The organism is Oceaniglobus trochenteri (genome assembly GCF_020529025.1).
Lineage (GTDB): Bacteria > Pseudomonadota > Alphaproteobacteria > Rhodobacterales > Rhodobacteraceae > Oceaniglobus > Oceaniglobus trochenteri.
This window is the reverse complement of record NZ_JACNMM010000005.1, coordinates 285,804-309,307: the sequence shown is the minus strand read 5'-3', so window position 1 is coordinate 309,307 and position 23,504 is coordinate 285,804. Positions and strand designations below refer to the sequence as shown.

General features: G+C 64.3%; 20 protein-coding genes and 1 tRNA gene. 14 read left to right on the top strand and 7 right to left on the bottom strand.

Annotation, left to right across the window (positions count from 1 at the left end):
* Positions 1-65 precede the first annotated feature (65 nt).
* Positions 66-530, top strand: coding sequence for a DUF302 domain-containing protein (locus tag H7828_RS10860; RefSeq protein WP_226781046.1), 465 nt, complete (start codon positions 66-68; stop codon positions 528-530).
* Here H7828_RS10860 and hisA read toward each other — a convergent pair.
* Positions 527-1,252 (bottom strand): 1-(5-phosphoribosyl)-5-[(5-phosphoribosylamino)methylideneamino]imidazole-4-carboxamide isomerase, encoded by a 726-nt coding sequence (gene hisA, locus H7828_RS10855; protein ID WP_226781045.1) that lies wholly within the window; start codon positions 1,250-1,252, stop codon positions 527-529. The genes H7828_RS10860 and hisA overlap by 4 nt on opposite strands.
* A gap of 145 nt (positions 1,253-1,397) precedes the next feature.
* On the opposite strand from hisA, the gene H7828_RS10850 reads away from it, so the two are divergent.
* A complete protein-coding gene (locus tag H7828_RS10850) occupies positions 1,398-1,784 on the top strand; it encodes a DUF2147 domain-containing protein (RefSeq protein WP_226781044.1) in 387 nt (128 codons plus the stop codon).
* A 228-nt stretch (positions 1,785-2,012) separates the two neighbouring features.
* Here the strand turns inward: H7828_RS10850 and hisH are convergent, their stop codons facing one another.
* Together hisH and hisB are read right to left on the bottom strand one after the other, a co-directional pair.
* Positions 2,013-2,654, bottom strand: coding sequence for an imidazole glycerol phosphate synthase subunit HisH (gene hisH / locus H7828_RS10845; protein ID WP_226781043.1), 642 nt, complete (start codon positions 2,652-2,654; stop codon positions 2,013-2,015).
* A 1-nt stretch (position 2,655) separates the two neighbouring features.
* Complete coding sequence (gene hisB / locus H7828_RS10840; RefSeq protein ID WP_226781042.1) at positions 2,656-3,243, bottom strand: imidazoleglycerol-phosphate dehydratase HisB; 588 nt, start codon at positions 3,241-3,243, stop codon at positions 2,656-2,658.
* A 281-nt stretch (positions 3,244-3,524) separates the two neighbouring features.
* On the opposite strand from hisB, the gene phbB reads away from it, so the two are divergent.
* The 7 genes from phbB (at position 3,525) to H7828_RS10805 (ending at position 13,622) form a co-directional block, all read left to right on the top strand.
* Complete coding sequence (gene phbB / locus H7828_RS10835; RefSeq protein ID WP_226781041.1) at positions 3,525-4,250, top strand: acetoacetyl-CoA reductase; 726 nt, start codon at positions 3,525-3,527, stop codon at positions 4,248-4,250.
* A 75-nt stretch (positions 4,251-4,325) separates the two neighbouring features.
* Positions 4,326-6,980, top strand: a complete 2,655-nt coding sequence (gene aceE, locus H7828_RS10830; RefSeq protein ID WP_226781040.1) for a pyruvate dehydrogenase (acetyl-transferring), homodimeric type — start codon at positions 4,326-4,328, stop codon at positions 6,978-6,980.
* A gap of 21 nt (positions 6,981-7,001) precedes the next feature.
* Positions 7,002-8,276 (top strand): dihydrolipoyllysine-residue acetyltransferase, encoded by a 1,275-nt coding sequence (aceF, locus tag H7828_RS10825; RefSeq protein ID WP_226781039.1) that lies wholly within the window; start codon positions 7,002-7,004, stop codon positions 8,274-8,276.
* A 13-nt stretch (positions 8,277-8,289) separates the two neighbouring features.
* The gene (gene lpdA, locus H7828_RS10820; RefSeq protein WP_226781038.1) at positions 8,290-10,038 is read left to right on the top strand and encodes a dihydrolipoyl dehydrogenase; all 1,749 of its coding nucleotides are present in this window, start codon (positions 8,290-8,292) and stop codon (positions 10,036-10,038) included.
* An 11-nt stretch (positions 10,039-10,049) separates the two neighbouring features.
* The gene (locus tag H7828_RS10815; RefSeq protein WP_226781037.1) at positions 10,050-10,511 is read left to right on the top strand and encodes a phasin family protein; all 462 of its coding nucleotides are present in this window, start codon (positions 10,050-10,052) and stop codon (positions 10,509-10,511) included.
* A gap of 90 nt (positions 10,512-10,601) precedes the next feature.
* Positions 10,602-12,176, top strand: a complete 1,575-nt coding sequence (locus H7828_RS10810) for a Re/Si-specific NAD(P)(+) transhydrogenase subunit alpha (RefSeq protein ID WP_226781036.1) — start codon at positions 10,602-10,604, stop codon at positions 12,174-12,176.
* Positions 12,177-12,188: 12 nt separating this feature from the next.
* Entirely contained in the window at positions 12,189-13,622 is a 1,434-nt protein-coding gene (locus H7828_RS10805) for an NAD(P)(+) transhydrogenase (Re/Si-specific) subunit beta (protein ID WP_226781035.1), read from the top strand.
* A 101-nt stretch (positions 13,623-13,723) separates the two neighbouring features.
* On the opposite strand, the gene H7828_RS10800 is transcribed toward H7828_RS10805, so the two are convergent.
* A complete protein-coding gene (locus H7828_RS10800; RefSeq protein ID WP_226781034.1) occupies positions 13,724-15,094 on the bottom strand; it encodes an MATE family efflux transporter in 1,371 nt (456 codons plus the stop codon).
* A 246-nt stretch (positions 15,095-15,340) separates the two neighbouring features.
* Between H7828_RS10800 and H7828_RS10795 the strand changes: the two genes are divergently transcribed.
* The 5 genes from H7828_RS10795 (at position 15,341) to H7828_RS10775 (ending at position 21,257) form a co-directional block, all read left to right on the top strand.
* A complete protein-coding gene (locus H7828_RS10795) occupies positions 15,341-16,369 on the top strand; it encodes an aldo/keto reductase (protein ID WP_226781033.1) in 1,029 nt (342 codons plus the stop codon).
* Between the two features lie 202 nt (positions 16,370-16,571).
* Positions 16,572-17,525: a DMT family transporter gene (locus H7828_RS10790; protein ID WP_226781032.1), complete on the top strand. Its 954-nt coding sequence runs from the start codon at positions 16,572-16,574 to the stop codon at positions 17,523-17,525.
* Positions 17,526-17,547: 22 nt separating this feature from the next.
* On the top strand, positions 17,548-18,642 hold the full coding sequence (locus H7828_RS10785) for an HlyD family secretion protein (protein WP_226781031.1): 1,095 nt from the start codon (positions 17,548-17,550) through the stop codon (positions 18,640-18,642).
* Between the two features lie 9 nt (positions 18,643-18,651).
* Complete coding sequence (locus tag H7828_RS10780) at positions 18,652-19,719, top strand: FUSC family protein (RefSeq protein WP_226781030.1); 1,068 nt, start codon at positions 18,652-18,654, stop codon at positions 19,717-19,719.
* Positions 19,716-21,257, top strand: coding sequence for a phospholipase D family protein (locus H7828_RS10775; protein ID WP_226781029.1), 1,542 nt, complete (start codon positions 19,716-19,718; stop codon positions 21,255-21,257). The genes H7828_RS10780 and H7828_RS10775 overlap by 4 nt, the downstream gene beginning before the upstream one ends.
* Positions 21,258-21,269: 12 nt before the next feature.
* Here H7828_RS10775 and H7828_RS10770 read toward each other — a convergent pair.
* From H7828_RS10770 to H7828_RS10760, 3 genes are all read right to left on the bottom strand, one after another.
* Positions 21,270-21,343, bottom strand: a tRNA-Gly gene (locus H7828_RS10770).
* 110 nt (positions 21,344-21,453) lie between these two features.
* The gene (locus tag H7828_RS10765; RefSeq protein WP_226781028.1) at positions 21,454-22,197 is read right to left on the bottom strand and encodes an SDR family NAD(P)-dependent oxidoreductase; all 744 of its coding nucleotides are present in this window, start codon (positions 22,195-22,197) and stop codon (positions 21,454-21,456) included.
* A 110-nt stretch (positions 22,198-22,307) separates the two neighbouring features.
* Positions 22,308-23,459, bottom strand: a complete 1,152-nt coding sequence (locus H7828_RS10760) for a lytic murein transglycosylase (RefSeq protein ID WP_226781027.1) — start codon at positions 23,457-23,459, stop codon at positions 22,308-22,310.
* Positions 23,460-23,504: the final 45 nt, after the last annotated feature.

Sequence of the window (23,504 nt, the reverse complement as noted above, 5' to 3'; positions counted from 1 at the left end):
AGGGGTGCAACCCGGCGGGGGCGGGCGCGTTGGGCGGGGAAGATCACTGAACAGGAGATACCAGCATGACCCGCCACTCCCGCCCGCTGACCTTTGCCAGTGCGACCGTCGCGATGGCCCTGGCCGCCAGTCCCGTACTGGCCGAACTGCAAAGCAAGACCTCGCCCAAATCGGTAAGCGAAACCGTCGATGCCCTGGCCGCCGCAGTGGAAGAGGCGGGGGCAACGGTGATTGCCCGCGTCGACCATGCGGGCAGCGCCGCCTCGGTCGATATGGAGCTGGCAGAGTCGGAGCTGCTGATCTTCGGCAACCCCAAGGTCGGGACTCCGCCGATGCAGGACGATCCGCGCGTGGGCCTGATGCTGCCGCTGCGGGTGCTGACATATCTTGACGGCGAGGGCACCACCCGCGTTGTTTACGAGAATTCGGCGGCCCTGTTCGAAGGGCTTGAGGTGCCGCAGGACGCCGAATACCTGACCAAGATCGACGGCGCGCTGGACAAGTTGACCGACAAGGCGATCGCTGACTAGCCTTCTCCGCGCAGAACGGCGAGGGCCGTGGCAAGGTCGATGGCCCCGTCGTAAAGCGCGCGCCCCGAAATCGCCCCGGCGATGACGCCGGTGGCGTCAAGCGCGCGCAGATCGTCCAGCGACGACACGCCGCCGCTGGCGATCACGGGGATGTCGACGGCACGGGCCAGCGCCTCGGTCGCGGCGACATTGGGGCCCTGCATGGCGCCGTCCCGGTCGATGTCGGTATAGATGATGGCGGCCACGCCCGCGTCCTCGAAACTGCGGGCAAGGTCGGTCACCATCACTTCGGTTTCCGTCGCCCAGCCCTTGGTGGCAACGCGCCCCTTGCGCGCGTCGATCCCCACCGCCACCTTGCCCGGAAAGGCGCGGGCCGCCTCGCGCACGAGGTCGGGGTTTTCCACCGCGACTGTGCCAAGGATGACCCGCGAAAGGCCCCGGCTGATCCAGCGTTCGATGGTGGCCATGTCGCGGATGCCGCCGCCCAGCTGTGCGGGAACAGTAATGGTTGAGAGGATCGATTCGACAGCGGCGCCATTGACCGGCTCGCCAGCGAAGGCGCCATTCAAATCGACGAGATGGACCCATTCGCAGCCCGCATCCTGAAAGCTCTTCGCCTGTGCGGCCGGATCGCTGCCAAAGACGGTGGCCTTGTCCATGTCCCCCCGCAAAAGGCGCACGCATTGGCCGTCTTTCAGGTCGATGGCTGGATAGAGGATCATGGCGGGCTTTCCTTCGTCACTGTTCGCGCGCCTTTTGCACCGAAGGGCCCGCAAGCTCAAGCGCCGGCAGCGACCCAACGTCAGTGTTGCCGGAAGGCGCGGCGCAGCGTTCAATGAAGGCGGGAGAATTCGGGAGGAGACCGAGATGAAGAAATTCTGCATCGCCCTGGGGGCCGCACTTGTGCTGGGAACCGCCGCGCTGGCCGACCCGCTGGAAGGCACCTGGCAGACCGAGGCCGACGACGGCGCCTACGCCCATGTGAAGATTGCCCCCTGCGGGCCGGCCTTCTGTGGCACGATCCAGCGCACCTTCAACGCCGGGGGGGAATACAAATCGCCTAACCTCGGGCTGCAGATCGTGCGCAACATGACGCCCAAGGGCGACGGGCGGTATGACGGCAAGGTGCTGCGCCCGTCGAACGGCAAGATCTACATCGGCAAGATCGCACTGTCGGGCAATTCCATGAAACTGTCGGGCTGCGTCGCGGGCGGGCTTCTGTGCTCCAAGCAGACCTGGCGCCGCCTGAAATAACCGTGACCCGGCGGAGGCGCTGACGCGCCACGCCATTCCCTGCGGGCGCCCGGTGCTGGCCGGGCGTGCCATCACGGGCGGGGCGCGGGCTGACGGTTTGGGATTGGATATTTGAAGACCAAAGATGGGACATGCCCCGCGCAAAATGCGGGCAGCCTCCTTTTCATCTTTGGTCCAAAAATATCCCCGCCGGAGGCATCCTTCGGGCGCCGCGCGCGCCGGCGTTTCTTACGGCGCCCAACGCAGGAAATTCGCGATCAGCCGCAGCCCGGCCGCCTGGGATTTCTCGGGGTGGAACTGGGTGCCGATGCGGTTGTCCTGTCCGACGATCGCCGTGATCGGGCCACCATAATCGCAGTGGGCCAGGCGTTGGGCCGGGTCGTCCATCTCCATCTGGTAGGAGTGGACGAAATAGGCGTGTTCACCGGTTTCGATCCCCGCAAGCACCGGGTGCGGCCGGTCTACCACCAGGTCGTTCCAGCCCATGTGCGGCACCTTCAGCGCCGGATCCGATGGCGCGATGGCGCGCACTTCGCCATCGACCCAGTTCAAGCCCTCGGTCGCGGCATATTCATGGCCCCGGCGCGCCATGAGCTGCATGCCCACGCAGATGCCCAGGAAGGGGCGCGCGCGCGTCTCCACCGCTTCCACCAGGGCTGCGTAGAGGGCGGCGTGATCCTGCAGCAGGGCGGCGCGGCAGGCCGGGAAGGCACCGTCGCCGGGCAGCACGATGCGGTCGGCGCGTGCCACGTCCTCGGGGCGGGAGGAGACGATGACCTCACCCGCGCCGGTTTCCCGCGCCATCCTCTGGAAGGCCTTTTCCGCCGAGTGCAGGTTGCCGCTGTCGTAGTCGATGAGAACCGTCAGCATCCTAGAGCGCACCCTTGGTCGAGGGCAGGGTATCGCCCATGCGCGGGTCGGGTTCCACCGCCATGCGCAGGGCGCGGGCCACGGATTTGAACGTCGCCTCGGCGATGTGGTGGCTGTTGAAGCCGTGCACCTTGTCGATATGCAGGGTGATCCCGCCGTGGGTCGAGAGCGCCTGGAAGAATTCGCGCACCAGTTCTGTGTCGAAAGTGCCGATCTTGCCGGTCGGCATGTCGGCATTCCAGATGAAATAGGGGCGGGCCGAGAGGTCAAGCGCGGTGGCGATCTGGGTATCGTCCATGGCCAGCGTGCAGGAACCATAGCGCCGGATGCCGCGTTTGTCGCCCAGGGCCTTGGCAAGGGCCTGCCCCAGAGCGATGCCGCAGTCCTCGACCGTGTGGTGATCGTCGATGTGGAGATCGCCCGTGGCGCGCACAGTCATGTCGATCAGCGCGTGGCGCGACAACTGGTCGAGCATGTGGTCGAAAAATCCGACCCCGGTGCGGTTGTCGTAGGTGCCCGTGCCGTCCAGGTCGATCTCGACCGTGATGTCGGTTTCGGCGGTGGTGCGGGTGATGCTGGCCTTGCGCATTGTCGGTGCCTCCGGGGTGCTGTCGCGCTGTCTATAGGCGCGGGGGGCTTCGGTGAAAAGGGTGTGCGATGCAAGGTGCTTGCAAGGGGCGGGGCGGCATGCCTTACTGGAGAGGTGAAAAAGAACCTGCAAGAGATGTGCCGCCCTTCGCGCACCCGGGGAGGCGGCGTTGGATGCGATTGCATACCGGGGTTGCCATTTGCGCAGTCCACATCACGGGGGTGTTACGTTAACCCTGCGGCAGTCGGAAATAACCACATAAAAGACCTGGAGGAGAGAACATGGGACGCGTTGCACTTGTGACCGGCGGAAGCCGGGGGATCGGCGCTGCAATCTCGGTCGCGCTGAAAGAGGCCGGTTATACCGTTGCCGCGAACTATGCCGGCAATGACGAGGCCGCATCGAAATTCACCGAGGAAACCGGCATCAAGACCTTCAAGTGGTCGGTGGCCGATTATGACGCCTGCGTCGCCGGTATCGGCGAGGTCGAAGGCGCCCTTGGCCCGGTCGAGGTTCTGGTGAACAACGCCGGCATCACCCGTGACGCCATGTTCCACCGCATGACCCCCCAGCAATGGCGCGAGGTTATCGACACCAACCTTTCGGGCGTCTTCAACATGACGCATCCGGTCTGGCCCGGCATGCGCGAACGCAAGTTCGGCCGGGTCATCAACATCAGTTCGATCAACGGACAGAAGGGGCAGGCGGGGCAGGCCAACTATTCCGCCGCCAAGGCTGGCGACATCGGCATCACCCGTGCGCTGGCCCAGGAGGGTGCGCGCGCCGGGATCACGGTGAACGCGATCTGCCCGGGATATATCGGCACCGAAATGGTGCGCGCCATCGACGAAAAGGTTCTGAACGAAAAGATCATCCCGCAGATTCCCGTCGGCCGTCTGGGCGAACCTTCGGAAATCGCGCGCTGTGTCACGTTCCTTGCCAGTGACGACGCCGGTTTCATCTCGGGGTCGACGATCAGCGCCAATGGCGCACAGTTCTTCGCTTAAAATTTGAAAATCTGCTGGAAGGCCGCTGTTATAACATGGAATGTTATGACGCGCCTTTTGGCAAAGGAGACGTAGATGAAAGACGGAACCCCCGACATCGATCCTGTGGAATCCCAGGAATGGCAGGAGGCGATCGAGGATGTGATCGCCCGCGATGGTGCCGACCGCGCACATTTTCTGCTGGACAAGGCGGTGCAACAGGCCCGAGCCGCCGGGGCGACCCTGCCGTTCAGCGCGACGACACCCTATCAGAACACCATTCCCTCGGATGATCTGCTGGAGGTTCCGGGCGATCAGGACATGGAGTGGCGGATTCGCACGATCAACCGCTGGAACGCCATGGCCACCGTGGTGCGGCGCAACAAGGAATCCTCCGAATACGGCGGCCATATCGCGTCCTTCGCCAGTTCGGCGGTGATGTACGATATCGGGCTGAATCACTTCTGGCGCGCCAAGTCCGACGATCACGGCGGCGACCTTGTGTTTTTCCAGGGCCATATCGTGCCCGGAATCTATGCCCGGTCCTTCATGGAGGGGCGTTTTTCCGAACAGCAGATGGAGAACTTCCGCTCGGAAGTGGGGGGCAGCGGGTTGTCGTCCTATCCCCACCCTTGGCTGATGCCGGATTACTGGCAGTTTCCCACCGTTTCCATGGGCCTTGGGCCACTGATGGCGATCTATCAGGCGCGGTTCATGAAATACATGCACAACCGCGGCCATATCGACATGGGCGACCGCAAGGTGTGGTGCTTCCTCGGCGATGGCGAGATGGACGAACCCGAAAGCCTGGGCGCCATCGGACTTGCCGCGCGCGAAGGTCTGGACAACCTGATCTTCGTCGTGAACTGCAACCTTCAGCGTCTTGACGGCCCGGTGCGCGGCAACTCGAAGATCGTGCAGGAGCTTGAGGGCAACTTCCGCGGCGCGGGCTGGGAAGTGCTCAAGGTGCTCTGGGGCAAGGGCTGGGACGAACTGCTTGAGATGGACACCACCGGCCGGCTGCGCCAGCTGATGGATGAGACCGTCGATGGCGACTACCAGACCTTCAAATCGAAGGATGGTGCTTATATCCGCAAGCATTTCTTCGGCAAGTATCCCGAAACCGCCAAGCTGGTCGAGGATTGGACCGACGATCAGATCTGGGCGCTGCGCCGGGGCGGGCACGATCCGCAGAAGGTGTACACCGCCTTCAAGCGCGCGACCGAGGTGAAGGGCCAGCCCACCTGCCTGTTGGTGAAGACCGTCAAGGGCTATGGCATGGGCAAGGCCGGCGAGGGGATGAACACCAGCCACCAGCAGAAGAAGATGGTCGAGGACCAGCTGCGCGCCATGCGCGACCGGTTCCAGATTCCGGTCAGCGACGAAGACCTGCCCAAGGCGCCCTTCGTCACGCTGAACAACGCGCAAAAGGCCTATCTGGCCGACCGTCGCAAGGCGCTGGGGGGCGAATTCCCCAAGCGGTTCACCGATGCGCCCAGCCTGGAAATTCCGCCCCTCGACGCCTTCAAGCAGCAGCTTGAAAGCACGGGCGAGCGTGAAATCTCTACCACCATGGCCTTTGTGCGCATCCTCACGACCCTGTTGCGCGACAAGAAGATCGGCAAGCAGGTGGTGCCCATCGTCCCCGACGAATCGCGCACCTTCGGGATGGAGGGGCTGTTCCGCAGCGTGGGCATCTACAACCCGCTGGGTCAGAACTATACCCCCGAAGACGCCGACCAGATGATGTTTTACAAGGAATCGACCAGCGGTCAGGTTCTTCAGGAAGGCATCAACGAAGCCGGCGCCATGGCCGACTGGATCGCCGCCTCGACCGCCTATTCCAACCACGGCGTGCCGATGGTGCCCTTCTACATCTACTACTCGATGTTCGGCTTCCAGCGGATCGGCGATCTGGCCTGGGCGGCGGGCGACAGCCGCGCGCGTGGCTTCATGCTGGGCGGGACCGCCGGGCGCACCACGCTGAACGGCGAGGGGTTGCAGCACGAGGACGGGCATTCCCACATCCTGGCCAGCACCATCCCCAACTGCATCACCTATGACCCGACCTTCAGCTTCGAGGTCGCGGTGATCGTGCAGCACGGGCTTCAGCGGATGTATGGCGATCAGGACGACGTCTATTTCTACCTCACCCTGATGAACGAAAACTACGCCCATCCCGAGATGCCCAAGGGCGCCGAAGAGGGGATCATCAAGGGGCTTTATGCGCTTGAGCGGGTCAAGAAGCCCGGCAAGAAGCACGTCAACCTCATGGGGTCGGGCACGATCCTGGTGCAGGCGATGAAGGCCGCCGAGATGCTGAAGGAGGATTTCGGTGTCACCGCCGACATCTGGAGCGCCACCAGCTTCAACGAACTGGCCCGCGACGGCCAGGACTGCGCCCGCTGGAACCGCCTGAACCCGCTCAGCGACCCCAAGGTGCCCTACATCACCAGGACGCTGGAGGATGCGAAGGGCCCGGTGATCATCGCCACCGACTATATGAAGAACTATGGCGAACAGGTGCGCGGCTTCATGGAACAACCGGTCAGCATCCTGGGGACCGACGGCTTCGGACGGTCCGACAGCCGGGTCAACCTGCGCCGCTTCTTCGAGGTGGACGCGAACCACATCGCGGCCGCCGCCATGGTCGAGCTTTACAAGCTCAAGGCCGTGAGCAAGGCCGAGATGGAAAAGGCCATTTCCAAATACGACATCGACGGCGACAAGCCGAACCCCCGCTTGGTGTAAGCCGGAGATCAGGAGATAGACATGAGTGTAGACGTTAAAGTACCCGATATCGGCGATTTCAAGGATGTGCCGGTCATCACCATCCTGGTCTCGGTGGGCGATACAGTCGCCAAGGAAGATCCGCTGATCGAGCTGGAATCCGACAAGGCGACGCTTGAAGTGCCAAGCTCGGCCGCGGGTGTGGTCAAGGAAATCAAGGTTTCCGAGGGCGACAAGGTGTCGGAAGGCAGCCTGATCATGGTGCTGGAAGGCGCGGGCGAAGAGGAAGCGAAAGCGCCCGATGAGGCCCCCGCGAAATCCGAGGCGCCAAAGGAAGAGGCGCCGAGGGAAGAAGCGAAATCCGCACCCAGCGCTCCGGCGCCCGCCTTCACCGACAGCGGCTTTTCCAAGGCCCATGCCTCGCCTTCGGTGCGTGCCTTTGCCCGCAACCTGGGCGTCGATCTGGCCCAGGTCAACGGATCGGGCCGCAAGGGCCGCATCCTGCGCGAAGACATCACCGCGATGTTCAAATCCGCCTCGGCCCCCGCGGCTTCGGGTGGCGCGCCGGCGCAGGGTGGCATGGGCATTCCGCCGATTCCGGCCGTGGATTTCTCCAAGTTCGGCCCGGTCGAAGACGTGGAGATGTCGCGCATCAAGAAGATCTCGGGCCCCGCGCTGCACCGCTCGTGGCTGAACATTCCCCATGTCACCCACAACGAAGAGGCCGACATCACCGAGCTTGACCAGTACCGCAAGGAACTGGACACTGAGGCCAAGAAGGATGGCTATCGCGTCACGCTCTTGTCGTTCATCGTCAAGGCATCGGTCAGCGCGCTGAAAAAGCACTGGGAATTCAACAGCTCGATCCATCCCGACGGCGACAAGCTGATCAAGAAATCTTTCTACAACATCGGTTTTGCTGCCGACACGCCCAACGGGCTGATGGTGCCGGTGATCAAGGACGCCGACCGCAAGGGCATCGTCGAGATTTCCAAAGAGTTGGGCGAACTTTCCGGCCAGGCCCGCGAAGGCAAGCTGAAAAGCCAGGACATGCAGGGCGCGACCTTCACCATCTCGTCGCTGGGCGGGATCGGCGGAACCTCGTTCACGCCCATCGTCAACGCGCCCGAGGTGGCGATCCTGGGCCTGACGCGCTCCAAGATGGCGCCGGTCTGGAACGGCAGCGAATTCGAACCGCGCAACATGCTGCCCATGTCCCTGTCCTATGATCACCGCGCCGTCGATGGCGCGCTGGCCGCACGGTTCTGTGCGCACCTGAAATACCTGCTGGGCGATGCCCGGCGGCTGATGCTGTAAGGGGGCCGCGGATATGGAAATCAAGGTACCCGACATTGGCGATTTCAAGGACGTTCCCGTCATCACCATCCTGGTGGCGGTGGGCGATACCGTGGCCAAGGAAGACCCCCTGATCGAACTTGAATCCGACAAGGCAACGCTGGAAGTGCCCAGCCCCGCCGCCGGAAAGATCAAGGAGATCAAGGTTTCCGAAGGCGACAAGGTGTCCGAGGGCAGCGTGATCATGGTGGTCGAGGCCGAAGGCGGCGACAGTGGCGACAGCGATGAGGGCGCGAAAGCAACCGAAGAGCGCGCGCCCGAGGCCCCGAAATCGGTGGCCGCCAGCGGCACCGCAAAGGGCAAGGGCGACCTGCACGCCGAACTGGTGGTCCTGGGCTCGGGTCCCGGCGGATATTCCGCCGCCTTCCGCGCGGCCGATCTTGGCAAATCCGTGATCCTGATCGAAAAGTACCCCACCCTTGGCGGTGTCTGCCTGAACGTCGGCTGCATCCCCTCCAAGGCGCTGCTGCACGCGGCCAAGGCCATCACCGAGGCCGAGGAGATGGGCGATCACGGGGTCAGCTTCGGCAAGCCGAAGATCGACCTCGACAAGCTGCGCGACTGGAAAGACAGCGTCGTCAGCCAGTTGACGGGCGGTCTTGGCGGGTTGGCCAAGGCGCGCAAGGTGACGACAGTGCAGGGGTACGGCAAATTCACCGGCCCCAACATGATCGAGGTCACGGGCGATGACGGCACCAAAACCGTCAGTTTCGACAACTGCATCATCGCCGCGGGGTCCGAGCCGGTAAAGCTGCCCTTCGTGCCCCATGACGACGAAAGGGTGATCGATTCCACCGGGGCGCTGGAACTGCGCGATATCCCGAATAAGCTGCTGGTGCTGGGCGGCGGGATCATCGGGTTCGAAATGGCCACGGTCTACGACGCGCTGGGTGCGGATGTGACGGTGGTGGAACTGATGGATCAGATCATTCCCGGCTGCGACAAGGACATCATCAAGCCCTTGCAAAAGCGGATGGAAAAGCGTCTGGCCGCGATCAAGCTGAAAACCAAGGTTACCGCGGTCGAGGCCCAGAAGAAGGGTCTCAAGGTCACGTTCGAGGATGACAAGGGCGAAACCAGCACCGACACCTTCGACCGGGTTCTGGTGGCCGTCGGCCGCCGCCCGAATGGCAAGCTGATCGATGCCGACAAGGCCGGGGTTTCGGTGGACGAGAGGGGCTTCATCGCCGTGGACAACCAGCAGCGCACCGGCGTGCCGCATATCTTCGCCATCGGCGACGTGGTGGGCCAGCCGATGCTGGCGCACAAGGCGGTGCATGAAGGCAAGGTCGCGGCCGAGGTCGTCGCCGGCCACAAGCGGTTCTTCGACGCCCGGGTGATCCCCTCGGTCGCCTATACCGACCCCGAGGTCGCCTGGGTCGGCGTCACCGAAACCGAGGCGAAGGCCAAGGGCATCAAATATGCCAAGGGCGTCTTCCCCTGGGCTGCCTCGGGCCGTTCGCTGGCCAATGGGCGCAGCGAAGGCATCACCAAGGTGCTGTTCGACCCGGCCGACGACCGGGTGATCGGCGCCGCCATCGTGGGCACCAATGCGGGCGATCTGATCGCCGAGGTTGCACTGGCCATCGAAATGGGCGCTGATGCCGTCGACCTGGGCCATACCATCCACCCACATCCCACCTTGTCCGAAACGGTCAATTTTGCCGCCGAGATGTTCGAGGGTACGATCACCGATCTGATGCCACCCAAGAAACGCCATTGAAGGAGACCGCGATGACCAAGAATCCGTTCGACATGAGTGAGATGTTCAAGGCCTTCGATCCGGCCGAGATGCAGAAGATGTTCCAGCCCCAGAACATGTTCGCCATGTTCCAGCCGCAACAGCAGTCGATGTTCGATCTCGACGGCATCGTGAAGGCCAACAAGCGCAACTTCGAGGCCCTGCAAAAGGCCAACAAGTCGGCCGCCGAGGCCTACAAGGACATGCTGGACAAGCAGATGGAAGTCTTCGGCCAGATGACCAAGACCGTGCGCGAGCAATACCAGTGGGCCGAGGACAACGCCGGCCCCGACACGCTCAAGGCCAAGCAGACCGCGATGAACGACGCGGTCGAAGAGGCGCTGACCATGATGAAGAAGCTGGCCGATGCCACCCGCGAGGCCAACGAGCAGGCCTATGAACAGGTGAAGGGCCAGGTCAGCGAAGCGGTTGAAGAGATCAAGAAGAAAAAGTAAACCGTCACGCAACGTAAGTTTATTACCTATCGGGCCTGTGCGCGGACAAGATCGCGTGCAGGCCTTGCCATACAGTCTGGGGGATACTGAATGCTGATCGGGACACCGAAAGAGCAGATCAAGGGCGAGCGTCGCGTGGCGCTGACGCCCGAAAGCGCGCGCGCCTTGGCCAAGCTGGGCCATACCGCCCTGATCGAAAGCGGGGCAGGGGTAGAGGCCGGATTTTCCGATGCCGCCTACGCCGAAGCGGGCGTCGAGGTGGTGCAGAATGCCGGCGTCGTCTGGAGCAAGTCCGACATCGTTGCCAAGGTGCGCCCGCCCAGCGAGGGCGAATTGGCGCAGATGCGCGAAGGGCAGACGCTGATTTCCTTCTTCAACCCGGCGGGCAACGACGCGCTGATGGAGCAGGCCCGCGACAAGGGCGCAAGCGTCATCGCCATGGAAATGGTGCCGCGCATTTCCCGCGCCCAGAAGATGGACGCCCTGTCCTCCATGGCCAATATCGCCGGCTACCGTGCGGTGATCGAGGCGGGCAACAACTTTGGCCGCTTCTTCACCGGTCAGGTGACGGCGGCGGGCAAGGTGCCCCCGGCCCGCGTTCTGGTGATCGGCGCCGGTGTGGCCGGTCTGGCCGCCATCGGCACCGCGACATCGCTTGGCGCGATCACCCTTGCCTTCGACGTGCGCCCCGAAGTGGCCGAACAGATCGAAAGCATGGGCGCCGAGTTCGTCTACCTCGATTTCGAGGAAAGCAGCCAGAACAGCGCGGCGACCGGCGGCTATGCCGCCCCGTCCAGCCCCGAGTTCCGCGAGAAGCAGCTTGAGAAGTTCCGCGAACTGGCCCCCGATATCGACATCGTCATCTGCACCGCGCTGATCCCGAACCGCGAGGCGCCGGAGCTTTGGACCGAGGACATGGTGAAGGCCATGAAACCGGGCAGCGTGATCGTCGATCTGGCGGCCGAAAAGGGCGGCAACTGCAAGCTGACCGTGCCGGACGAGAAGATCGTCACCGACAATGGCGTGACAATCGTGGGTTATACCGATTTCCCGTCGCGCATGGCCTCGCAGGCTTCCACGCTCTATTCCACCAACATCCGTCACATGCTGACCGACCTGACCCCCAAGAAGGACGGCGTGGTCGATCACAACATGGAAGACGACGTGATCCGCGGCGCGACCGTCACTCACAAGGGCGAAATCACCTGGCCGCCACCCCCGCCCAAGGTCAAGGCCATCGCCGCCGCTCCGAAAAAGGAAAAGCCGCGCGAACTGACCGCCGAAGAGAAGAAGGCCAATGAACTGGCCGCCTTCAAGGCCCAGACCCGCAACCAGGTGACGCTCCTGGCCGTGGGGGCGCTGCTTCTGCTGGGGGTCGGGCTTGTCGCGCCGGCCAGCTTCATGCAGCATTTCATCGTCTTCGTTCTGGCCGTCTTCGTCGGCTTCCAGGTGATCTGGGGTGTCGCACATTCGCTGCACACGCCGCTGATGGCGGTCACCAACGCCATCTCGTCGATCATCATTCTCGGCGCGCTGATGCAGATCGGCTCGGGCTCGTTCCTCGTCATCCTGCTGGCCGCGCTTTCGGTCTTCATGGCCGGGATCAACATATTCGGCGGCTTCCTCGTGACACGGCGCATGCTCGCCATGTTCCAGAAGTCGTAAGGGGCGCAAGACATGGAATACGGTTTCACAACAGCGGCCTATGTCGTCGCGGCAGTTCTCTTCATCCTATCGCTGGGCGGGCTTTCGGGCCAGGAAAGCGCCAAGCGCGCGGTCTGGTACGGCATCGCGGGCATGGCCCTGGCCGTGGCGGCCACGCTGATCGGGCCCGGTGCCGGGCTCTGGCTTCTGTCGCTGCTGCTGATCGCGGGCGGCGCCATCATCGGCTATCAGCTGGCCACCCGGGTTCAGATGACCCAGATGCCCGAGCTTGTCGCGGCCATGCACAGCCTCGTCGGCCTGGCGGCGGTCTTTGTCGGGTTGATCGCCCATATCGAACTGGGCCGCGTCCTGGCCATGGACGCCGAACAGCGCGCCGCGCTTGACGGCTTTGCCGCCCTGCTGGCCAAGAAGGACGGCGTCGAAATCTCGATCCTGCGGGTCGAGCTTTTCCTCGGCATCTTCATCGGTGCCGTCACCTTCACCGGTTCCGTCGTGGCCTATGGCAAGCTGGCGGGCAAGGTGAACTCGGCCGCGAAAAAGCTGCCCGGTGGCCACATGCTCAACGCCGCCGCCGCTGCGCTCGCCGTGCTCTGCCTGATCTGGTACTTCAACACCGGCGGTTTCTTCCCGCTGTTCCTGATGACGCTGGCGGCGCTCTTCATCGGCTATCACCTGATCATGGGCATCGGCGGCGCCGACATGCCCGTCGTCGTCTCGATGCTCAACAGCTACTCGGGCTGGGCGGCGGCGGCCATCGGCTTCAGCCTTGGCAATGACCTGCTGATCGTGGTGGGCGCGCTGGTGGGCTCGTCCGGGGCGATCCTGTCCTACATCATGTGCAAGGCGATGAACCGGTCCTTCATCAGCGTGATCCTGGGCGGCTTCGGCGGCAGCGCGGGCCCGGCGATGGAGGTCGAGGGCGAACAGATCGCCATCGACGCCGATGGCGTGGCAGCGGCGCTTGAAGATGCCGACAGCGTCATCATCATCCCCGGCTACGGCATGGCGGTGGCGCAGGCGCAACAGAACGTGGCCGAACTGACCCGCCGGTTGCGCGCCAAGGGCAAGAACGTGCGCTTCGCCATCCACCCGGTGGCGGGCCGTCTGCCCGGCCACATGAACGTTCTCTTGGCCGAGGCGAAAGTGCCCTATGACATCGTGCTGGAAATGGACGAGATCAACGACGATTTCCCCAGCACCGACGTGGCCATCGTCATCGGGTCGAACGACATCGTGAACCCCGCCGCCCAGGACGACCCCAACAGCCCCATCGCCGGCATGCCGGTGCTGGAATGCTGGAAGGCCAAACAGGTCTTCGTCTCCAAGCGTGGTCAGGGCACCGGCTATTCGGGGATCGAGAACCCGCTGTTCTTCAAGGACAACACGCGGATGTTCTACGGCGACGCCAAGAAGTCGCTCGAAGATCTGCTGACCCGGATCACCTGAAAAACAAAAGCCCCCGGCATGATCGCCGGGGGCTTTCCACATCCGCCCATCTTTGGTCCTGAAATATCCCGGGGTCCGGGGCAGCGCCCCGGTCCGACCTCTCAGGCAGGCACCCGTTCGCCCACCCGGGTGAACAGGCCGCCGATCAGGCGCCGCGCGAGCATCTCCACCAGCACCAGCGACAGGATAAAGCCACTGGTCACCGCCGTGGCGATGCCGATCCACACCCCGAAATAGCCGAAGTCGAAGACGACGACGTAAAGCCAGGCAAAAAGCGCCACGCCGATCCCCTGGCGGTAGATGCCGATCCACAGGGTATAGATCGGCTTCTTGAAGGCCTGCAGCATGGAGTTGATGGCAAAGAGCATCACATAGACCGGCAGGATGAAGCCATCGACGTGAAGATAGCTCTTGCCGATCTCGATCACCCGGGCGTCGTCGGTGAAGACCGCCAGGGCCGGACCGGCGGCGAACCACAGCACACAAGCCGCCCCCAGCATCAGGATCACCCCTGCCTTGAAACAGAACATCGCCGCCGCGCGCACCCGGTCGAAATCGCGCGCCCCATAGTTCTGCGATACGATGGGCAGAAGCGCGCCGGTCAGCCCGAAGGCCGGCAGCAGCAGCAATTGTTCGATGCGCAGGGCCACGCCATAGGCCGCCACGGCCGACCCGCCGAAGCCCTTCAGGAAATACTGCACCACGAAACCCGCGATCATCATCACCATCATGGCGAAACTGGCGGGCAGGGCCTGTGCGGCGATCTCCCCGTAGACCTCCGGCCGGGGGCGATACTGGCGTTCGCCCTGCATCGCCTCCGAGGTGAAGACCCGGTAAAGGATGAAGACCATCACCCCCGATTGCGACACCAGCGTTGACAGCGCGATACCGTTGAAGCCCAGCCCCTCCCAGGGGCCAAGGCCGAAGATGAACAGCGGATTCAGCACCACGTTTGCGAAGAAGGCGGCGATATTGGCGTATTGCATCGACTTGGTGTCGCCCTGCGCGGTCAGGATTCCGTTGGCCCCGAAGGCGATCAGGAAGGCCGGGGCGGCGAAGATCAGCACGTCAAGATACTGGTTCGCCGCATCCCGGTAATCCCCCGGTTCCGAGATCAGCCCGATCAGGTAGGGCGAAAAGAACCAGCCCAGGATCACCCCCAGCACCGAAACGATCAGCGCAAAGGACAGCCCCTGTGACGCGATGACCGACTCGCGCAGCGAACGTTCACCCAGGGCATTCCCCACCAGCGCGCTCATGGCGGTGGACAGCCCGAACCCCAGCGCGATCAGCACGAAGAACACCTGGAAGGAAATCGCCAGCCCTGCCTGGGCATCGGTGGAAAGCATGCCCGCGAAATAGACATCCACCACGTTGTAAAGCGTGGTGAACACCATGCCGATGGCGGTGGGAATGGCCAGGGCGCGGAAATGCCCTGGGATGGAACCGGTGGTCAGATCGCGGCGTGCCATGGTGTCTCCTGGTGAACTGGCGCCGACCATAGCGCGACGGCGGGCAAAGGACAGGGCTGTCGCGCGGGCGTGCCATGCCCCATGGCGCACCGGGGCGGGAAACTAACCGCTTGACCCCTGCGCCCACCATGGGAATTGTCGCGCCATGATCCCCGCCGTGGCGCAGCCGCCTGCCGGGCGGGCAGAGCGCGGGGGCAGGGCGCCTGTCACCCCATGCGCCGGTACAGCCAGACAAGGAGAACCGACATGTCCCTGAAAACCCGCCATTTCGACCGCCTGGGCAACGGCGGCCTTACCCTGACCGAAATGGGGTTCGGTACGGCCCCCCTTGGCAACCTGATCCGGGCGATCAGCGATGACGATGCCCAGGCCACCCTTCAGGCCGCCTGGGATGCCGGGGTGCGCTATTTCGACACCGCGCCGCTTTACGGGCTGGGCCTGTCGGAAACCCGGCTGAACCGGTTCCTGCGCGACAAGCCGCGCGATGAATATGTCCTGTCCACCAAGGTGGGCCGGCTGCTTGTGCCCACGACGCCCGAAAAACGCGACGGCCCCGACAAGTGGATCGACGTGCCCGACCGCACCGAGATGTTCGACTATACCTATGACGGCGTGATGCGCAGCCTCGAATTCTCGTTCGAACGGCTGGGGGTCGCCCGGGTGGATATCCTCTATGCCCATGACCTTGACATGTTCTCGCGCGGTGATCGGCAGGTGCTGGATGCAGCGCTGAACGAATTTATCGAGGGGGGCTATCGCGCCCTGCTTGAGTTGCGTGACCAGGGTGTCATCAAGGCTTTCGGTGCAGGCGTGAACGAATGGGAAAGCTGCCAGTGGCTGACCGAGCGGGGCGATTTCGACATCTTCCTGCTGGCCGGGCGCTATACCCTTCTGGAGCAGACGCCGCTAGACAGTTTCCTGCCCCTCGCGCAAGAGCGTGGCATCGGCCTGGTGATTGGCGGGGCCTACAACTCGGGCATCCTGGCCACCGGTGCGAAACCCGGCGCCTATTACAATTACGACCCCGCCCCGCAGGAAATCCTCGACCGCGTGGCGAAGATCGAAAAGGTCTGTGCCGCCCATGGCACCCGGCTGATCGACGCGGCCTTCCAGTTTCCGCTGCTGCATCCCGCGGTGGTTTCGGTCATTCCCGGCGGGCAGGGGGCAAAGGAAGTGCAAGGCAGCCTTCAGGCCGCCCGCGCCGAGATTCCCGATGCCCTGTGGCACGATCTGAAATCCGAGGGCCTGCTGCGCGCGGATGCGCCCACGCCGTGACCCAGGCCGCGCCATGCCTGCCATGAAGGGCGGGCATGGCGGGGTTGCGCCAGCGATCTTGACCGGGGGGCCTTGCAGGGCTATTCCTGTGGCCCGGCCAGACCTGCGATGGCGTCGCATGGCATCGGCCCCCCGAAATCAATCCTGAACGCCCGGATCAAGGCTGCACGACCTGCAGCCGCAGATTTGCGAGGTGTCTGGAATGATGCAGACCATCCCCCTTCAGGTCGCGGCCATGACCGCACGGCGCCAGGCGCGCCCCGGCATGATCCTGATGATGATCGCCATGCTGCTTTTGCCGCTGGGCGATACCTTTGCAAAGCTGCTGACCGGCGTGCTTGACCCGCTGGCGGTGACCATGTGGCGCGTCATCGCGCAGGGGCTGTTCCTGGTGCCGGTGGCCTTCTTCCTGCGCCGCCGGTTGCGTGGCGCGATGTTTTCGCCGCTGGTGGCTTTTTCCGGCGGGCTTCTGGCGGCATCGCTCAGCAGTCTGATCCTTGCCTTCTCGGTCATGCCCATCGCCACGACCATCGCGATCTTCTTTGTCGAGCCGCTGATCCTGACGCTGCTGGCCGGCCCCTTGCTGGGCGAAAGGGCGGGGCCGCGCCGGTTGCTGGCGGTTCTGGTGGGGCTTGTGGGCGCGATGATCGTCATCCGCCCCGGCTTTGCGGATTATGGCTGGGTGACGGTTCTGCCGCTTTTGTCGGCCCTGGCCTATGCGTTGAACATGATCGTGCTGAAACGCGCCTCTCTCACGCGCTCGGCGTTGACGGTGCAATGCGGGGCCACCGTCTTTGCCGCGCTTTGGCTGGGCATTGCGGTGGGCGGGCTGCATCTTGGCGGCGTGCTTTCGGCGGTGCCGCGGGGCGAGGCGATCTGGCCCTGGGGGGCGATCCTGTGTGCCGGGGCGGTGGCGGCCACCTGTTTCGTACTGATCGCCGAGGCCTTCCGCACCAGCGATGCCACCACCCTGGCACCGTTCCAGTATTTCGAGATTCTGACCGCGACGGCGCTGGGATTCGTGATCTTCGGCGATTTCCCCGATGCCGCAACCTGGATCGGTGTTGCGATAATCCTTGGCTCCGGGCTCTATATCTTTCACCGTGAAGGTATCCGCGACACCGAGGCGCCGCGCCGCAAGCGCATCGTGCGATAAGAACGACAGGAAGGGACCCGACATGAGCGACACGACCGAAACACCACCGGCCCGCAATCCGGCGATGAAGATCGCCCTCATCGTCGTGGTCCTGCTGCTGGTCCTCACGGTTCTCTACGCGCTCAGTGACCGGATGGCGCCCTCAACCTCGCGCGGGATCGTTTCGGCCCATGTGGTGCAGATCGCGCCAAGGGTGTCGGGCGAAGTGACCCGGGTGCATGTCGACGACGACGCGGTGGTGCAGGCGGGCGATCCGCTCTTCTCGCTCGATTCCCTGGCCTTCGACCTGGCCCTGCGCCAGGCCGAGGCGAACCTGGCCTCGACCACTCAGGGCATAGATGCCTCCAGCGCCTCGCTTGTCGCGGCGCAGGCGGCGGTGACACAGGCGCGGGTGGCGCTGGACAACGCGCGCGAACAGGCCGATCGCACGCTGCGGCTTGAGGAACGCGGAATCGCCTCGACCGCGCAGGGCGACAGTGCCCGCGCCTCGGTGGCCGACGCCGAGGCGCGCCTGGCCTCGGCCCAGGCCAACCTTGAAAGCGCCCGCACCCAACTGGGCCCCGAGGGCGACGAAAACCCCGCCATCCTGGCCGCCCAGGCCCAGCTTGAACGCGCACAATACGACCTGGCCTCGACCACGGTTCATGCGCCGCATTTCGGGGTCGTCACCAATGTGGTGCTTTCGGAAGGCCAGTTCATCGGTGCCGGCAACCCGGCCCTTACCTTCATCGACGCCAATGCCGCCTGGATCACGGTGGATCTGCGCGAGAACCAGTTGCAGAACGTGGAGCCGGGCGACCCGGTGCACCTGCTGTTCGATGCCCTGCCGGGCCAGATATACGAGGGCAGGGTGCAGAGCATCGCCTGGGGCATCAATCCGGGGCGCAACGTGCAGGGCGGGCTGGTGGTGAACCAGCCGGCAAACCGCTGGTTCGAACCGGCCCGCCAGATCCCGGTGCGGGTGGAACTGAACGGCGGGATGGAGAACTGGCCCCGCCAGGTGCGGGTAGGGGGCAAGGTGCATGCCGTCGTCTTTGCCGATGGCACCACCAACCCCATCGCCTGGATGGCCCGCGCAATTCAGCGGATCCGGTCCTTCGTGACCTACCTGCACTGAGGGCACGCCATGTATGTCATGCCCCGCCCACAGGTTTCGGAGGATCCGCTTTACGCGGTGCGCCTGGGCCTGACGGGAATGCTGGCCTATGCGGCGATTCCGCTGCTTGATCCGGCGCTGCCGCCGATCATCGCCGCATTGCCCCTTGGCCTGATCGCCGCACAGCGCAAGGCCTTCAACCCGGTGCGCGCCCTTGCCGCGCCCATCGTGGTGATCGTGCTGGTCTATGTCATGACCTGGTTCGTCGAACAACTCCGCCCCCTGCCGGTGGTCTATGTCGGTGCGATGTGGGCGACCTATTTCCTGGCCTTCCGGGTCATCCTGCAAACCGGCGCGCCCTTCGGCATGCTGATCGTCATCGTTGCCGTCCTCATGTCGGTGATGGGCATGCACGGCACGGCCACGGTCGAGGCGATGCGCGACGGCTTCGTGCAGGCGGCGCTGGTGGCCTTGGTCATCGGGCCTCTGGTCTATCTGGTGCTGCCCGCCCGCACCCGCGAACAGCATGTCGATGAACCGGTGCCCACCACCGGCAATCTCGAAATGGGCGCGGCAATCCGGGCGACGGTTCTTCTGGCGCTCAGTTTCTGGCTTTACTCGGTGATGCAGCCTTCGGACATGATGATGGCAATGATCGCCGCCATGGTCATCGTCTTTCCGACCCGCCACGCCGTCTGGTGGGAGGCCCGCCAGAGGGTGCGCGCCACCTTCTATGGCACCGGCGTGGCCTTCGTGGTGCTGGGGCTGTTCACCATGTCGGCGCACCTGCTGACGCTCTTGGGCCTGATCTTTCTGGCCGGGGCCTACTTCGGCTCGAAGATGTTCACCGGGCGTCACCCCAGCATGGTCTATCAATATGCCTTCTCGGTCACGCTGTCGCTTGTCGCCGGGGCACTGTCGACACAGGATCCGGGCTACGCCGCCTTTACCCGGCTTGTCCTGACGCTGGCCGGGGCGTTTTCGGCGGCCTTTGCCGTTGCGCTGCTGGATGCGGCTACCGGCTGGTTCGACGACATCCGCCGCGACCCGGGCAGTACGCCCACCCCTCCGGACCCCCAGAAATTGGAAGTTCAATGATCAAGGTTATCAAGTTTCTTTTTATCGTCCTCTGCATCGGGGCCATCGCCATCATCGCGGCGCGGCTTCTTTTTCCGCTGCCCGCGGTCGAAAACCGCACCGACAGCACGGCCTTGCCCCCGCCCGAGGATTCGCCCCTGGGCCGCGCGGTTCTGGAGCAATGGGCCGACCATCCCGGCAAGACCGGAGTCGGCCCCCTGCGCACGGGGGCCGATGCCTTTGCCGCGCGGATGCTTCTGGCCGATGCGGCGGTGTCCTCCATCGACGCGCAGTATTACATCTGGCACGGCGATCTGACCGGTTCGCTTCTGCTGGATGCGCTGAAGCGGGCGGCCGACCGCGGCGTGCGGGTGCGGCTGCTGGTGGATGACAACGGCACCGCCGGGCTTGACCGCGAACTTGCCGCACTGAACGCTCATGAGAACGCCGAGGTGAGGCTGTATAACCCCTTCAACCTGCGCAGCCCCAAGATGCTGTCCTATGGGTTCGATTTCTTCCGCCTGAACCGGCGGATGCACAACAAGTCTTTCACCGTGGACGGCACCGCCACCATCCTGGGCGGGCGCAACGTGGGCGACGAATACTTCGATACCGGCCCCACCGCGCTTTACGTTGATCTGGACGTCCTCGCGGTCGGGGATATCGTTCAGGAGGTTGCCAGCGATTTCGATCGTTACTGGGCCGCGAAGGCCGTGCATCCGGCGGGGCCCATCGTCGGCCCGGCGCCCGAGGGCGACCCGGTGGGCGATGCGGTGCGCCGCTATGAAGGCGACCCGCAGCTTGCCGAATACCGCGAGATCCTGGCGCAGTCGGGCCTTGTGACGGGCCTGGCCCAGGGCAAGCTTGACCTGGAGTGGACAGACGTCGTGCTGGTCAGCGACGATCCGGTCAAGGGGCTGGGCGCGGTGCCGCGCGAAGACCTTCTGGCGACCCGGCTGACCCAGGCAGTGGGCGAGGTGAAATCGCGCTTCGATGGCATTTCGCCCTATTTCGTGCCGGGCAAGGCGGGGGTCGATGCCTTTGCCACGCTGGAAAAGCGGGGCGTCGATGTGCGGATGCTGACCAATTCGCTTGAGGCGACGGACGTTCTGCCGGTGCATGCCGGGTATTCCAAACGCCGACGCGACATGCTGAAATCCGGGGTGGAGCTGTTCGAGCTTCAGCGTCAGTCGACGCTCGAAATCCCCGAAGACCGCGTCGGACCCTTCGGATCGTCCGGGGCCAGCCTGCACGCCAAGACCTTCGCCGTCGATGGTGAACGCATCTTCATCGGGTCGTTCAACTTCGACCCGCGATCAACCACGCTGAACACGGAAATGGGCCTGCTGATCGACAGCAAGAGCATGGCAGGAGAAATGCACCGGGCCTTTGACAACGGCCTGGACGGCCTGGCCTGGAAAGTCACGCTGGAAGAGGGCGACCTGGTCTGGCGCAATGCTGCCGAGGGCACGCAAACCACGGAGGAACCGGGCGCAAGCACGCTGAACGGCCTTGCGATCACGATCATCGGCTGGCTGCCGGTCGAATGGTTGCTGTGAGAGGAGAGAGGTTGGAGCGGCTAGAGGGAATCGAACCCTCACGACCAGCTTGGGAAGCTGGGGCGCTACCATTACACCATAGCCGCACAAGGGTTAGATAGCGCGCCGCGGCGGCGGGTGCAAGATGCTGTTGCGTCGTTGATGACGATGGCGAAAGGCCGCCCCGGGGGCGGCCTTTGGTCTTTGCGGGGCAGGGTCAGTAGGTGGCGCGCCCGCCCGACAGGTCGAAGGCCGACCCGGTGGTAAAGCTGTTGTCGGCGCTGCAAAGCCAGACGATCATCTTCGCCGCCTCGTCCAGTTCCAGGAAGCGCCCGCGCGGAATTTTCGACAGCATGTAGTCGATATGCTCCTGCGCCATCTGATCGAAGATCCGGGTGCGTGCGGCGGCCGGTGTGACGCAGTTCACGGCGATGTCGTGCCCTGCCAGTTCCTTGCCCAGCGATTTGGTGAAGCCGATGACCCCCGCCTTCGAGGCGGAATAGGCGCTGGCGTTGGGGTTGCCTTCCTTGCCTGCGACCGAGGCGATATTGACGATCCGCCCGTAATTCTGCGTGGTCATCTGTTTGACCACGGCCTTGTTCACCAGGAAGGTGCCGTTCAGGTTGATATCGACGATCCGCGCAAACTCGGCCACGTCGTAATCGGCCACGGGGGCATTGCTGCCCGCGATCCCGGCGGAATTCACCAGGATATCGACCCGCCCGAAGGTGTCCAGCGTGGTGTCGAAGGCGGCCTGAACGTTGGCCCAGTCGGCGACGTTGCATTTCACCGCGATGGCGCCATTGCCCAACTTTTCGGCGGTTTCGCGCGCCAGGTCCTCGTCCATGTCCCACAGGGCCACGCGCGCGCCGCCCTCGGCCAGGCGGGCAGCGACGGCGCCGCCGATGCCCTGCGCGCCTCCGGTGACGATGGCGGTGCGGTCGGTGAGTTCACTGGTCATGGCGCGGTTCCTTGCAATGCGGTTGATGGGCCGCACAATCAGGATTTGCCGCCCCATGTCCAGCCCCGGTGCGGGAATGTCAGCGCAAAATGTTACCCTGCGTCATGCCCTCAGCCCAGTCGCGACAGCAGCGCCTGGGACGGTTCGCCCGTGACGGGAAGGCCCATGCGCCCCTGGTAGGCGGAAATGGCCGACCGGGTGTTCGGCCCGATCACGCCGTCGGCTCCCTGGGTGTCGAAACCCGCCGCCGTCAGCCGCCGTTGCAGCGCGATCCGGTCATCCTTGCGCAGGCCGTACTGATCGGGCGGGAAGGGGCCTTCGATCGGCCCGCCGCCCAGGATGCGGTCGGACAGGTGCCCGACGCCGATGGCATAGCTGTCCGAGTTGTTGTAGCGCTTGATGGCGTCGAAATTGCGCCCGACGACAAAGACCGGCCCGCCGACCTCGGGCTGCAACTGCCGCCCACCCGGCACATTTGCCCCCGGCGTCCCGACGACACCGCCCCAGGACTGGCCGCGTTGCCAGCCCGATTTCGCCAGGTAGGCGGCGGTGCTGGCCAGGGCATCGGTGGGATCGTCCGACCAGATGTCGCGCCGCCCGTCGCCGGTGAAATCGACGGCGAAAAGTTCGTAAGACGTGGGAATGAACTGGGTGTGGCCCATGGCGCCCGCCCAGCTTCCGGTCATGTTCGCCGGCGTGGTGTCGCCGTTTTGCAGGATCTGCAGCGCCGCGATCAGCTGTTTTTCGAAGAAGGCGCCGCGCCGCCCCTCGTAGGCCAGGGTCGAGGTGGATGATACGATGGGAATGCTGCCGCGCCGCTCGCCGTAAAAGCTCTCAAGCCCCCAGATGGCCGCGACGACATGCGCCTCGACGCCGTAACGCTGTTCGATCCGCGCCAGGGTGCTGCGCTGCTGGGCGAAATAGCTGCGCCCCTTGGCAACCCGTTCGTCCGAGGCGGCGATGGAAAGGTAATCTTCCAGGCTGCGCTTGAACTCGGTCTGGTTGCGGTCGCGTTCGATCACGCCGGGCAGGAAGCCCGCGCCGCGAAAGGCGCTTTCGATGACGGCGGGGGAAATGCCCTGGGCCGCCGCGCGCCCCTTGAAGGATGCCACCCAGGCATCCCAGCCCGCGTTGGGCACCGATGGCATCGCCGCATCGGCCCGGCGCACCGGCGCGGAAAACCCGCCGGATGCCCCCATGCCGCAGCCCGAAAGAAGCGCCGCCATGGCCCCGAAGGTAAAGTTTCGTCGTGTCGCCTGCATCTGCTCACCCCTTTTTTATAGGTCGTTTGACACAGTCTAGCGGAA